The sequence below is a fragment of the Serratia sp. Tan611 genome (assembly GCF_905188235.1).
Taxonomy (GTDB): Bacteria; Pseudomonadota; Gammaproteobacteria; order Enterobacterales; family Enterobacteriaceae; genus Serratia_B; species Serratia_B rhizosphaerae.
In genome coordinates this window covers 4,928,208-4,940,498 of record NZ_LR994655.1, presented here as the reverse complement: position 1 = coordinate 4,940,498, position 12,291 = coordinate 4,928,208, and the positions used below count along the sequence as shown (strand labels likewise).

The following is a 12,291-nucleotide window of genomic DNA, read 5'->3' as shown; positions in this document are numbered from 1 at the left end:
TGACAGTTATATGACAACCAGCAATAAAACAATATAACTCATTGATTATACTACCTTCCGAATATGACTCCGATTACGTAGTACGAAAACGAAAGGATCTCAAATGAAAAAAGTATTTATCTTATCGGCGCTTGGCCTGTCTCTGCTGGCTTCTGCCAACGTTATGGCGGCAAATAATTTTCCACGCGATTCTAGGTTCTCAGGCACCACAGGCGGCGAAAAAATTCTGTTTGAAGGCGATGACGGTTACCGAACATCCAACTATACGCAGCGGGATCTCGATGAACTTATCAATCAACAGAAAAATCATGAAAGGGAGCTAAAACAGCTGCAGGATGAAAACAGGAATAAAGATCGTCAGATCGATGAGCTAAAACGTTCGTTGCAGGAACTGAGCAATAAGGTGAAAGGCTAGCAAATAAACAAGCCGGCGCTGAGGCCGGCTTGTTATTACGCGGTGTTCACTTTTCCACGCGCAAGACTGCGAAACCGTCCCAGCCTTTCTCGCCCACCGTCTGAAATACGGTGCCGCTTAATGCCGGCATATTTTGCACCGCCTCCAGCGCCTGGCGGATGCCTTCGGCATGAACATCGCGCTGGGCCGCGACGATAGCTCCTCCTCGCACCACATTATCCATGATAATTACGCTGCCCGTGCGGCTCAGCTTGATCGCCCACTGCAGGTACAGCAGGCTATTTTGTTTATCGGCGTCGATAAACGTCAGATCGAACGGCAGCTGAGACTGTAGCGTTGGCAGCGTCTGCGCTGCGGCACCCACCACAATCGACACCCGCTCCAGCAAGCCGGCGCGTTGAAGATTCTCCCGAGCCACCGCTGCGTTGGCCGGCTCTTTTTCCAGCGTCACCACATGGCCGTCCTCCGGCAACCCGCGGGCAAGATATTGGGTGCTGTACCCACCCAGCGTACCAATCTCCAATACCCGACGCGCCCCGCTGATTTGCACCATCAGCGTCAGGAACTGCCCCTGCAGCGGCGACACATCAAACGCCGGTAAACCACACTCGGCGTTCAGCGCCAAAGTTTGCGCCAAATTATCATCCTGATGTGCTAAACAACGCTCCAGATAAGTATCCACGTCCTGCCACGACTGCTGCATACCTGACTCCTCATCGTTGAACCGCATTCAGTATAGTTCAGCCGTTCTTCCGCCATAAAAAATCCGGCGCGCCGTTTACACAGCACGCCGGATTAATCAGCAAAAAAGCAGCGGTTTTACTCGACGGTTACCGACTTCGCCAGGTTACGCGGCTGATCGACGTCGGTGCCTTTAATCAGCGCCACGTGATAAGACAGCAGCTGCAGCGGCACGGTGTAGAATATTGGCGCAACGATCTCTTCCACGTGCGGCAGCGGGATAATGGTCATCCCTTCGCTGCTGACGAAACCGGCGTCCTGATCGGCAAACACGTACAGCTGGCCGCCGCGCGCGCGCACCTCTTCAATGTTGGATTTCAGTTTTTCCAGCAGCTCGTTATTCGGCGCCACCACGATCACCGGCATATCGGCGTCAATCAGCGCCAGCGGGCCGTGCTTCAGCTCACCGGCCGCATAGGCCTCGGCGTGAATATAGGAGATCTCCTTCAGCTTCAGCGCCCCTTCCATGGCGATCGGGTACTGATCGCCGCGGCCGAGGAACAGCGCATGATGCTTATCGGAGAAGCCTTCCGCCAGCGCCTCGATGTTTTTATCCAGCGACAGCATCTGTTCAATGCGTGCAGGCAGCGCCTGCAGGCCATGCACGATATCGTGCTCGACGCTTTCCGCCATGCCTTTCAGGCGGCCCAGACGCGCCACCAGCATCAGCAGCACGGTTAACTGAGTGGTAAAGGCCTTGGTGGACGCCACGCCGATTTCGGTGCCGGCCTTGGTCATCAGCGCCATATCGGATTCACGCACCAGCGACGAGCCGGCCACGTTGCACACCGCCAGCGACGCCAGGTAGCCCAGCTGTTTGGACAGGCGCAGCGCCGCCAGGGTATCTGCGGTTTCGCCGGACTGCGACAGGGTGATAATCAGGCTGCCCGGGCGCACCGCCGATTTGCGGTAACGGAATTCGGACGCGATCTCTACGTCACACGGTACGCCGGCCAGCGCTTCAAACCAGTAGCGCGCCACCATCCCGGAGTGATAGGAGGTGCCGCAGGCAATGATCTGCACGTGCTGCACCTGGGCCAGCAGCGCTTCGCTCTGCGGGCCCAGTTCGCTCAGGTTGATCTGGCCATTGCTGAAGCGCCCCTCCAGGGTGTTTTTCAGCGCCAACGGCTGTTCGAAGATCTCTTTTTGCATGTAGTGGCGGTAAGCGCCCTTGTCACCGGCGTCGTACTGCACCTGCGACTCGATTTCCTCGCGCTCGACCGGGTTGCCCTGCTGGTCAAAAATCGCCACGGTGCGGCGGGTAACTTCCACCACGTCACCCTCTTCCAGGAAGATGAAGCGACGGGTCACCGGCAGCAGCGCCAGCTGATCGGAGGCGATAAAGTTCTCGCCGACGCCGCGGCCAATCACCAGCGGGCTGCCGGAACGGGCGGCCACCAGCACGCTTGGGTCGCGGCTGTCCATCACCACGGTACCGTAAGCGCCGCGCAGCTGAGGGATCACACGCTTGACCACTTCCAGCAGCGTGCCGCCCTGCAGCTGCTCCCAGTGCACCAGATGCGCGATCACCTCGGTATCGGTTTCAGACGCAAAGCGGTAGCCGCGCTCAATCAACAGCTCGCGCAGCGGCTCGTGATTTTCAATGATGCCGTTATGCACCACGGAAATGTAATCAGAAACGTGCGGGTGAGCATTAGCTTCGGTCGGTTCGCCGTGGGTCGCCCAACGGGTGTGCGCGATGCCGGTGCCGCCGTGCAAAGGTTGCTGCTCTACCGCTTCCGCCAGCGCGTTGACTTTACCTACGCGACGCACGCGGTTAAGGTGGCCCTCGGCGTCGACGACCGCCAGCCCGGCCGAGTCATAACCACGGTATTCAAGACGGCGTAAGCCTTCCAACAGGATCTCTGCAATATCACGTTGCGCTACTGCGCCTACAATTCCACACATGGATTCTATTCCTAATTAAGCGTCTTTTCGGACGCTTCGATGCCTGACCTGATTTTTTGCCGGTTATTACCGTGCGCCCCGAGCCTTGTAGAGAATGGGGATGATCCTCTGAAGAGGACTTATATGTTTTGCGCTGCCTTCTGCCGCGAAAAGGCAGTGCAAAACACAGGATGGCCGCATAACGGCCATCCTTATTTTTACTTTTTCGCTTTGGTCGGACGCTGCCAGCCCTGGATGTGCACCTGCTTCACCCGGCTCAGCACCAGCTCATCTTCCGCAATGTTGCGCGTGACCGTGGTGCCGGCGGCAATCGTCGCCCCTTTGGCCACCGTGACCGGCGCCACCAGCTGCGTATCGGAACCGACAAACACCCCGTCGCCGATAATGGTTTGATGCTTGTTGGCGCCGTCGTAGTTGCAGGTAATGGTGCCGGCGCCGATATTCACGTCGTCGCCAATCACCGCATCGCCCAGATAGCTGAGGTGTCCCGCCTTGGAGCCCACGCCCAGGCGCGCCTTTTTCATCTCGACAAAGTTGCCAACGTGCGCGCCTTGCGCCAGTTCCGCGCCGGGACGCAGTCGGGCAAACGGACCGACGGTGCAATCAGCCGCCAATACCGCGTCTTCGACCACGCTGTAAGGGCTTATTTCGCAGTCATCGCCGATCACGCAGTTTTTCAGCACGCAGCCGGCGCCGATTTTCACCCGGTTGCCCAGCTGTACCTGTCCTTCAACGATGACGTTGGCGTCAATCAGCACGTCGCGCCCGTGCGTCAGCTCGCCGCGCAGGTCGAAACGCGCCGGGTCCAGCAGCATCACGCCGGCCAGCAGCAGTTTTTCCGCCTGTTCGGCCTGGTAGATGCGCTCAAGCGTCGCCAGCTGCAGGCGGTTGTTCACGCCCTCAACTTCACTCAGGCGATCAGGATGCACCGCTTCGATTTTCTTACCGTCGGCATGAGCCAGCGCGATGATATCCGTGATGTAATATTCACCCTGCGCGTTATCGTTGCTCAGCATGCCTAACCAGCGTTTCAGATCGCCGCCGTTGGCCACCAGAATACCGGTATTGATCTCGTTAATCTGACGCTGCTGTTCGCTGGCGTCCTTATGTTCAACAATGCCGACCACGTCGTCCTGTTCACGCACGATGCGGCCATAGCCGGTCGGGTCGTTCAGCTTGACGGTCAGCAGGCCAATGCCGCCCTGCGGCTTGCCCGCCAGCAGACGCGTCAGCGTCTCGACGGAGATCAGCGGTACGTCGCCGTACAGCATCAGCACGTCTTCATCATCGGCAAAGTGCGGCGCCGCCTGCTGCATCGCATGGCCGGTGCCCAGTTGCTCAGCCTGCAGCACCCAGTTCAGCTCTGCGTTATTCAGCGTGCTTTGCAGCAGTTCACCGCCATGACCATAAACCAGGTGGACATTCTTCGCCCCCAGCTTCATCGCGGCATCAATAACGTGCTGCACCATCGGTTTACCCGCCAGCGGATGCAAAACCTTGGGCAGGTCGGAATACATACGCGTTCCCTTGCCCGCGGCGAGGATCACTACACTCATTGCGCTGTTCGACATAAGCAACCTGATAACTCCAATTTTAATAGACGAAAGTAAAACCGTTTAGCATCGAAATTACTACATATTTCTCTGCACGAAGCCGAGCTAAGCCGCGTGGCTCTAGGCGCGCCGTCATTCGGCGCAATCCGATTCCACAGCTGGCAAACTGTCGGCGTTCGGAGACACAATACCGCCGCCGCCTGCTCGAATACGCCGCAACGATAAGCAGGGTCAAACGCTTATTTTAATGCAAAAAAAAAGCGACCGCATTGGGTCGCTTTCTTATTTCGGTATTGCTTACATCGCTTTTCTGGTGAGTTCGATAACGCGCAGTTTCGCGATCGCCTTCGCCAGCTCAGCGGATGCCTGAGCATAGTCGACATCACCATGAGAGCTACGGATATGCTCTTCAGCTTTGCGCTTGGCTTCCAGCGCTCTGGCTTCATCGAGGTCCGTTCCACGGATGGCAGTGTCCGCCAGCACGGTCACCACGCTTGGCTGTACCTCAAGGATACCGCCAGACAGGTAGATGAACTCTTCTTCACCGTGCTGTTTAACAATACGCACCATGCCAGGCTTGATGGCAGTCAGCAGCGGCGCATGCCCCGGGAAAATACCCAGTTCGCCTTCGCTGCCTGTCACCTGGATCTTCTGCACCAGGCCGGAAAACATCTGTTTTTCCGCGCTGACAACATCCAGATGGTAAGTCATAGCCATATCACCCTCCTCTCAAGGCGTTACAGTTTCTTGGCTTTTTCCACTGCTTCTTCAATGGTGCCAACCATGTAGAACGCCTGCTCCGGCAGGTGGTCGTAGTCGCCGTCCATAATGCCTTTGAAACCACGGATGGTATCTTTCAGCGATACGAACTTGCCCGGCGCGCCGGTGAAGACTTCTGCCACGAAGAACGGCTGAGACAGGAAGCGCTGGATTTTACGCGCGCGGGATACGACCAGTTTGTCTTCTTCAGACAGTTCGTCCATACCCAGAATCGCGATGATGTCCTTCAGTTCCTGGTAGCGCTGCAGGATAGACTGCACGCCACGCGCAACGTCGTAGTGTTCCTGACCCACAACCAGCGGGTCCAGCTGACGGCTGGTGGAATCCAGCGGGTCAACGGCCGGGTAGATACCCAGGGAAGCGATGTTACGGCTCAGTACCACGGTTGCGTCCAAGTGCGCAAAGGTGGTGGCTGGAGACGGGTCAGTCAAGTCATCCGCAGGGACGTAAACGGCCTGTACGGAGGTGATAGAACCGGTCTTGGTCGAGGTGATACGTTCCTGCAGAACGCCCATCTCTTCCGCCAGCGTTGGCTGATAACCTACCGCGGATGGCATACGGCCGAGCAGTGCGGACACTTCGGTACCCGCCAGGGTGTAACGGTAGATGTTATCCACGAACAGCAGAACGTCACGGCCTTCATCACGGAATTTTTCCGCCATGGTCAGGCCGGTCAGTGCAACGCGCAGACGGTTACCCGGCGGCTCGTTCATCTGGCCGTAAACCAGGGAAACTTTGTCCAGTACGTTGGAGTCGGTCATTTCGTGGTAGAAGTCGTTACCCTCACGAGTACGCTCACCCACGCCCGCAAACACAGAGTAACCGGAGTGCTCGATCGCGATGTTACGGATCAGCTCCATCATGTTTACGGTTTTACCTACGCCCGCACCACCGAACAGACCAACTTTACCACCCTTGGCGAACGGGCAGATCAGGTCCATTACCTTGATACCGGTTTCCAGCAGATCCTGAGAGCTGGACAGTTCTTCGTAGCTTGGCGCCGCGCGGTGAATCGCCCAACGTTCTTCTTCGCCGATGTCGCCTTTCATGTCGATTGGCTGACCCAATACGTTCATGATACGACCCAGCGTTGCTTTACCTACTGGTACTTCGATCGGGTGCTGCAGGTCGTTAACTTTCAGACCGCGACGCAGACCGTCGGAAGTACCCATGGCGATACAGCGTACAACGCCGCCGCCCAGCTGCTGCTGAACTTCCAGCACCAGTTTTTCGTTACCGTTTTCTACCTCAAGGGCATCGTACACTTTTGGTACGGCATCCTGAGGGAACTCGACGTCCACCACGGCGCCGATTACCTGGATAATCTTTCCAGTAGCCATCTTGAATCCTCTACGTAATTCGTTTACCCGTCGTATTTCAAACTGCAGATGCGTTGACGGCTTTCTTTCCTCCCAGTTGCTTACTCAAGTAAGCGCCTGGGGACTCGCTCAGTTGCCGCCTTCCTGCAATCTGAACTACTTAGGGTAATAACCTGGTTAAACCGCGGAGGCTCCCGAAACGATTTCGGTGAGTTCCTGAGTGATGCTGGCCTGACGTGCCTTGTTGTATACCAACTGCAGCTCTTTGATCAGGCTACCGCCGTTATCGGTCGCGGCTTTCATCGCTACCATTCGCGCGGCCTGCTCACTGGCCAGGTTTTCCACGACGCCCTGATAAACTTGCGATTCCACATAGCGGCGCAGCAAGGTATCAAGCAGCACTTTTGGATCGGGTTCATACAGGTAATCCCAGGCTGTCTTCTTCAGCTCGCCGTCATCGGCAGGCGGCAGCGGCAGCAACTGAAGAACCTGCGGCTCCTGGGACATCGTATTAACAAATTTGTTGCTGACAATGTACAGCTTGTCCAAACGACCTTCGTCGTAGGCCTGCAGCATCACTTTCACCGGCCCGATCAGATCCGACAGGGAAGGTTTATCCCCCATGCCGGTCACCTGGGCAACCACGTTGCCGCCCACGGAACCAAAGAAAGAAACGGCTTTAGAGCCAATCAGCGCCAAATCAGTTTCAACGCCTTTTTCGGACCAGCCTTTCATCTCCGCCAGCAGCTTTTTGAACAGGTTGATGTTCAAGCCGCCGCAGAGACCACGGTCAGTCGACACCACCAGATACCCGACGCGCTTAACATCACGCTCTTCCAGGTACGGGTGTTTATATTCCAGATTCCCCAACGCAAGGTGACCAATCACTTTGCGCATGGTCTCTGCATAAGGACGGCTGGCCGCCATGCGATCCTGCGATTTACGCATTTTGGAGGCGGCGACCATCTCCATCGCTTTAGTGATCTTCTGCGTGTTTTGCACGCTGCCGATCTTACTACGTATCTCTTTTGCGCCGGCCATCTCTGCTTCTCCTCATTGCCAGCGGCCTGCTGTCTTTCAACTGCAGGCCGCTGCGCGTTACCAGGACTGGGTTTTCTTGAAGGTTTCGAGGACGTTTTTCAGTTTGCCCTCGATCTCATCGTTGAAATTACCAGTTTGGTTGATGTGGTTCAGCAGCTCGGCGTGTTCGCGATCCGCGTAAGCAACCAGTGCAGCTTCGAAGCTCACTACCTTGGCGACTTCAACGTCTTCCAGGTAGCCGCGTTCTGCAGCGTACAGCACCAGAGACTGTTGTGCGACGGACATTGGCGCGTACTGTTTCTGCTTCAGCAGTTCAGTCACTTTCTGGCCGTGGTTCAGCTGCTTGCGGGTTGCATCATCCAGATCGGAAGCGAACTGAGAGAATGCCGCCAGTTCACGATACTGCGCCAGCGCGGTACGGATGCCGCCGGACAGTTTCTTCATGATCTTGGTCTGCGCTGCACCACCAACACGGGATACGGAGATACCCGGGTTAACTGCCGGACGAATACCGGAGTTGAACAGGTTGGATTCCAGGAAGATCTGACCATCGGTAATCGAGATTACGTTGGTCGGAACGAACGCGGAAACGTCACCCGCCTGAGTTTCGATGATCGGCAGCGCGGTCAGAGAACCGGTCTGGCCTTTCACTTCACCCTTGGTGAAAGCTTCAACATAGTCGGCGCTAACGCGCGCTGCACGCTCCAGCAAACGGGAGTGCAGGTAGAATACGTCACCTGGGTATGCTTCACGACCTGGCGGACGACGCAGCAGCAGGGAGATCTGACGGTAGGCAACGGCCTGTTTGGACAGGTCATCGTATACGATCAGCGCATCTTCACCGCGGTCACGGAAGTATTCGCCCATTGCGCAACCGGCATATGGCGCCAGGTATTGCAGTGCAGCGGATTCAGAAGCGGTAGCCACCACAACGATGGTGTTGGCCAGCGCGCCGTGTTCTTCCAGTTTACGCACCACGTTAGAAATGGTGGACGCTTTCTGGCCGATAGCCACGTAGACGCACTTAATGCCGGAATCGCGTTGGTTGATGATCGCATCGATCGCCAGCGCGGTTTTACCGGTCTGACGGTCACCGATCACCAGCTCACGCTGACCACGGCCGATTGGAATCATGGCATCAACGGATTTATAACCGGTCTGTACCGGCTGGTCGACCGACTGACGGTCGATAACGCCCGGTGCAATGGTCTCAACCGGGGAGAAACCGTCGTGCTCAACCGGGCCCTTGCCGTCGATAGGCGCGCCCAGGGTGTTAACCACGCGGCCCAGCAGGCCGCGGCCGACTGGAACTTCCAGGATACGGCCGGTGCATTTTACCTTCATGCCTTCAGCCAGGTCCGCATACGGACCCATGACGACGGCACCTACGGAGTCGCGCTCCAGGTTCAATGCGATTGCGTAACGGTTGCCTGGCAGTGCGATCATCTCGCCCTGCATAACATCGGCCAGGCCGTGTACGCGGATGATTCCGTCGCTGACGGAAACGATAGTACCTTCATTGTGAGCTTCGCTCACTACATTGAACTGAGCAATGCGCTGCTTGATCAGTTCGCTGATTTCGGTGGAATTCAGTTGCATGCTCCAGTCCCCTTAAGACTGCAAGACGTCTGCCAGGCGTTCAAGACGGCCGCGTACGCTGCCATCGATCACCATGTCGCCTGCGCGGATAACCACGCCGGCCAGTACAGACTTGTCAATTTTGCAATTCAGCTTAACTTTGCGTGACAGACGTTTTTCCATCGCAGCGGCAATCTTGGCCTGCTGTTCGTCATTCAGTGCGCTTGAAGAGAGCACCTCGACTTCGACGGTGGATTCCAGCGCGGCGCGCAGTTCAACGAACTGCTGCACTACGTCAGGAAGCGCCAGTAAACGCCCATTTTCGGCCATAACGCGAATAAGGTTTTGGCCATTTTCGTCGAGTTGATCGCCACAAACCGCGGTGAACGTATTCGACAGCGTTTCCGGTGCAACAGCGCCGGACAGCAGTTCGGAAATCTGTTCGTTGCGAGTGACTTCAGCAGCAAACGCCAGCATCTGCTGCCAGCGTTCTACGCTTTGGTGCTCAACGGCAAAGTCAAAAGCTGCTTTGGCGTAGGGGCGAGCTACAGTAACAAATTCAGACATCAGCCCCTCCCTCCTTACAGTTCAGCGACCAGTTTATCAACGATGTCGCTGTTAGCAGCTTCATCCACGGAACGTTCGATGATCTTCTCGGCGCCGGCGATAGCCAGCATCGCGACTTGCTTACGCAACTCTTCACGAGCGCGCTTACGTTCAGCTTCGATCTCAGCCTGAGCCTGCGCCACGATTTTGTTACGTTCCTGCTCGGCTTCGGCTTTCGCTTCATCCATGATCTGAGCTTTGCGCTTGTTCGCTTGCTCAATGATCACCTGAGCTTCTGCTTTAGCAGTTTTCAGCTGGTCGCTCGCATTGGCTTGCGCCAAGTCCAAATCTTTTTTGGCACGCTCTGCAGAAGCGAGACCGTCAGCAATTTCTTTCTGACGCTTCTCGATGGCAGCCATAATTGGCGGCCATACATACTTCATGCAGAACCAGACAAACAGGACGAACGCGATGGCCTGGCCGAGGATTGTTGCGTTAAGATTCACAGCACAATGCCTCTTTTAAAGTTAATGAGTGTGGGTAAGTCGGCAGAGCGTTTCTCTGCTTACGCGACGGCGAACATCACGTACAGACCCAGACCAACAGCGATCATCGGGATGGCGTCAACCAGACCCATAACGATAAAGAACTGTGTACGCAGCAGAGGAATCAGGTCAGGCTGACGCGCTGCACCTTCCAAGAATTTACCACCCAGGATGCCGATACCGATCGCAGCACCGATTGCCGCTAAGCCCATCATCACAGCGGCAGCCATGTACAGCAGATCCATACTCAGGTTTTCCATGACAGTCTCCAGTTTGTTTCAGTTTATAAATGCAAGTGTTTTAGGAAAAATCAGTGCTCTTCAGACGCCATCGACAGATAGACGATCGTCAGAACCATGAAAATAAAGGCTTGAAGCGTAATAATCAGGATGTGGAAGATAGCCCAAGGCAAGCTCAGGACCCACTGTGACCACCACGGCAACAGGCCGGCAATCAGGATGAAGATCAACTCACCCGCATACATGTTGCCAAACAGTCGCAGGCCCAGTGAAACAGGCTTGGACAGCAGGCTGACACCTTCAAGAATCAGGTTAATCGGAATGAATACAGGGTGGTTGAACGGCTGCATGGTCAACTCTTTAACGAACCCACCAACGCCTTTCATTTTGATGCTGTAGAACAGAATCAGGATAAACACGCCCAGCGCCATAGACAGCGTCACGTTGACATCGGCGGTAGGCACTACGCGCAGCGCAGGCAGGCCGAGAACGTGTTCGCCGATATACGGCAGGAAATCGATAGGCAGCAAATCCATCAGGTTCATCAGGAAGACCCAGACGAACACGGTCAACGCCAGCGGAGCAATCACCTTGCTCTTGCCGTGATACATGTCGCGCACGCTGCTGTCGACGAACCCAACCACCAGTTCCACTGCGGTTTGCAGTTTACCCGGCACACCGCTGGTGGCGTTTTTGGCCACTTTGCGGAAGATCACCAGGAAGAGCGCCCCGAGGACGACGGAGAAAAACATCGAGTCGATGTTAATCGACCAGAACCCCGTCCCGACCTGAAGCTGCGTCAGGTGGTGACCGATATACTCCTGTGGAGTCAAGACTTCTCCTGCAGACATGATGCCTCTTACCCTTTTAGTTAAGTTCGGTAACTGTTAATCACGGCTGGTGCCACTATCTGCACCACTAACACCGCTAAATAGGTCAGGCCAAGCGGCATAAATTCCGCTTTGAACACCCCAAGCGCCACGATCAGCAAAAAGATGGTGATCACGACCTTTAGCCCCTCGCCAATGGCGAACGACCAGGCAACCCGACCGGGCGCCGGCGTCTGCGCCTGGTGGCGCAAGGCAAACAGCATAAACATGACGCTTGGCAGCCAGGCGGCAAGTCCGCCTGCCAACGCCGAAACGCCCCACGCCAGCCCCTTGAAACCGAAGGCGGCGCTGATCAGAACAAAAGTCATAAACTGCAAAAACAGCAGTTTGCGTGCGACTTTCCCGCTGTAAAGGGACACAGACATGACGTTTGTTCTCTCCGTACCCCTAAGGGGGTATGCTGAGTGACGTATGACACTGTCTTTGCTGCATAGAGTCAAGCAGCAAAAAACGAGCAAATTATACGGGTCACTTCAACGAATTCAATCGATAAGTAGCGAAAAGGTGAACAATTATTTAAATTCACCAAATTCAGACTATTTTCGCAAGAAAATAGGCGGAATAATACCTCGATTTTATTGTCCGATTATTCCTCTGTTGCACACTAAAACGTGCAATTGATCACAACAATAGGGCTAACGTTCGATTTATAACCCATGTGCGCATAAAACGTCTTTAGCGATTAGGGCGATAAAAATGTTTTATAAATCAAAATGGTATAATTTAACCGTTCAAA

At 55.5% G+C, this 12,291-nt stretch carries 13 protein-coding genes; 1 reads left to right on the top strand and 12 read right to left on the bottom strand.

Annotated features, from left to right (window positions below):
• The first annotated feature begins 103 nt into the window (after nucleotides 1-103).
• Nucleotides 104-415: a hypothetical protein gene (locus TAN611_RS23320; protein WP_105233147.1), complete on the top strand. Its 312-nt coding sequence runs from the start codon at nucleotides 104-106 to the stop codon at nucleotides 413-415.
• A 46-nt stretch (nucleotides 416-461) separates the two neighbouring features.
• Here TAN611_RS23320 and TAN611_RS23315 read toward each other — a convergent pair whose 3' ends face one another.
• From TAN611_RS23315 to atpI, 12 genes are all read right to left on the bottom strand, one after another.
• Nucleotides 462-1,118 carry an O-methyltransferase gene (locus TAN611_RS23315; protein WP_203067064.1) on the bottom strand — a complete coding sequence of 219 codons (657 nt, stop codon included), beginning with the start codon at nucleotides 1,116-1,118 and terminating at the stop codon, nucleotides 462-464.
• Nucleotides 1,119-1,234: 116 nt separating this feature from the next.
• A complete protein-coding gene (gene glmS, locus TAN611_RS23310; protein ID WP_105233145.1) occupies nucleotides 1,235-3,064 on the bottom strand; it encodes a glutamine--fructose-6-phosphate transaminase (isomerizing) in 1,830 nt (609 codons plus the stop codon).
• 197 nt (nucleotides 3,065-3,261) lie between these two features.
• Nucleotides 3,262-4,635, bottom strand: coding sequence for a bifunctional UDP-N-acetylglucosamine diphosphorylase/glucosamine-1-phosphate N-acetyltransferase GlmU (gene glmU / locus TAN611_RS23305; protein ID WP_203067063.1), 1,374 nt, complete (start codon nucleotides 4,633-4,635; stop codon nucleotides 3,262-3,264).
• Between the two features lie 279 nt (nucleotides 4,636-4,914).
• On the bottom strand, nucleotides 4,915-5,334 hold the full coding sequence (locus TAN611_RS23300; RefSeq protein WP_004933814.1) for a F0F1 ATP synthase subunit epsilon: 420 nt from the start codon (nucleotides 5,332-5,334) through the stop codon (nucleotides 4,915-4,917).
• A 20-nt stretch (nucleotides 5,335-5,354) separates the two neighbouring features.
• Complete coding sequence (gene atpD, locus TAN611_RS23295; RefSeq protein WP_105233143.1) at nucleotides 5,355-6,737, bottom strand: F0F1 ATP synthase subunit beta; 1,383 nt, start codon at nucleotides 6,735-6,737, stop codon at nucleotides 5,355-5,357.
• A gap of 156 nt (nucleotides 6,738-6,893) precedes the next feature.
• Nucleotides 6,894-7,757, bottom strand: a complete 864-nt coding sequence (atpG, locus tag TAN611_RS23290; RefSeq protein ID WP_105233142.1) for a F0F1 ATP synthase subunit gamma — start codon at nucleotides 7,755-7,757, stop codon at nucleotides 6,894-6,896.
• A gap of 57 nt (nucleotides 7,758-7,814) precedes the next feature.
• Nucleotides 7,815-9,356: a F0F1 ATP synthase subunit alpha gene (atpA, locus tag TAN611_RS23285; RefSeq protein ID WP_111737988.1), complete on the bottom strand. Its 1,542-nt coding sequence runs from the start codon at nucleotides 9,354-9,356 to the stop codon at nucleotides 7,815-7,817.
• 12 nt (nucleotides 9,357-9,368) lie between these two features.
• Nucleotides 9,369-9,902, bottom strand: coding sequence for a F0F1 ATP synthase subunit delta (gene atpH / locus TAN611_RS23280; protein ID WP_105233140.1), 534 nt, complete (start codon nucleotides 9,900-9,902; stop codon nucleotides 9,369-9,371).
• A 14-nt stretch (nucleotides 9,903-9,916) separates the two neighbouring features.
• On the bottom strand, nucleotides 9,917-10,387 hold the full coding sequence (atpF, locus tag TAN611_RS23275; RefSeq protein WP_015962432.1) for a F0F1 ATP synthase subunit B: 471 nt from the start codon (nucleotides 10,385-10,387) through the stop codon (nucleotides 9,917-9,919).
• A gap of 59 nt (nucleotides 10,388-10,446) precedes the next feature.
• Nucleotides 10,447-10,686, bottom strand: a complete 240-nt coding sequence (atpE, locus tag TAN611_RS23270) for a F0F1 ATP synthase subunit C (protein ID WP_004093904.1) — start codon at nucleotides 10,684-10,686, stop codon at nucleotides 10,447-10,449.
• Nucleotides 10,687-10,736: 50 nt separating this feature from the next.
• Nucleotides 10,737-11,516, bottom strand: a complete 780-nt coding sequence (atpB, locus tag TAN611_RS23265) for a F0F1 ATP synthase subunit A (protein WP_015962431.1) — start codon at nucleotides 11,514-11,516, stop codon at nucleotides 10,737-10,739.
• Nucleotides 11,517-11,536: 20 nt separating this feature from the next.
• Nucleotides 11,537-11,920, bottom strand: coding sequence for a F0F1 ATP synthase subunit I (atpI, locus tag TAN611_RS23260; protein ID WP_105233139.1), 384 nt, complete (start codon nucleotides 11,918-11,920; stop codon nucleotides 11,537-11,539).
• Nucleotides 11,921-12,291: the final 371 nt, after the last annotated feature.

Coding starts and splice junctions, on each gene's coding strand:
- TAN611_RS23320 (WP_105233147.1), top strand. CDS start 104: ATGAAAAAAGTATTTATCTTATCGGCGCTTGGCCTGTCTCTGCTGGCT.
- TAN611_RS23315 (WP_203067064.1), bottom strand. CDS start 1,118: ATGCAGCAGTCGTGGCAGGACGTGGATACTTATCTGGAGCGTTGTTTA.
- glmS (WP_105233145.1), bottom strand. CDS start 3,064: ATGTGTGGAATTGTAGGCGCAGTAGCGCAACGTGATATTGCAGAGATC.
- glmU (WP_203067063.1), bottom strand. CDS start 4,635: ATGTCGAACAGCGCAATGAGTGTAGTGATCCTCGCCGCGGGCAAGGGA.
- TAN611_RS23300 (WP_004933814.1), bottom strand. CDS start 5,334: ATGGCTATGACTTACCATCTGGATGTTGTCAGCGCGGAAAAACAGATG.
- atpD (WP_105233143.1), bottom strand. CDS start 6,737: ATGGCTACTGGAAAGATTATCCAGGTAATCGGCGCCGTGGTGGACGTC.
- atpG (WP_105233142.1), bottom strand. CDS start 7,757: ATGGCCGGCGCAAAAGAGATACGTAGTAAGATCGGCAGCGTGCAAAAC.
- atpA (WP_111737988.1), bottom strand. CDS start 9,356: ATGCAACTGAATTCCACCGAAATCAGCGAACTGATCAAGCAGCGCATT.
- atpH (WP_105233140.1), bottom strand. CDS start 9,902: ATGTCTGAATTTGTTACTGTAGCTCGCCCCTACGCCAAAGCAGCTTTT.
- atpE (WP_004093904.1), bottom strand. CDS start 10,686: ATGGAAAACCTGAGTATGGATCTGCTGTACATGGCTGCCGCTGTGATG.
- atpB (WP_015962431.1), bottom strand. CDS start 11,516: ATGTCTGCAGGAGAAGTCTTGACTCCACAGGAGTATATCGGTCACCAC.
- atpI (WP_105233139.1), bottom strand. CDS start 11,920: ATGTCTGTGTCCCTTTACAGCGGGAAAGTCGCACGCAAACTGCTGTTT.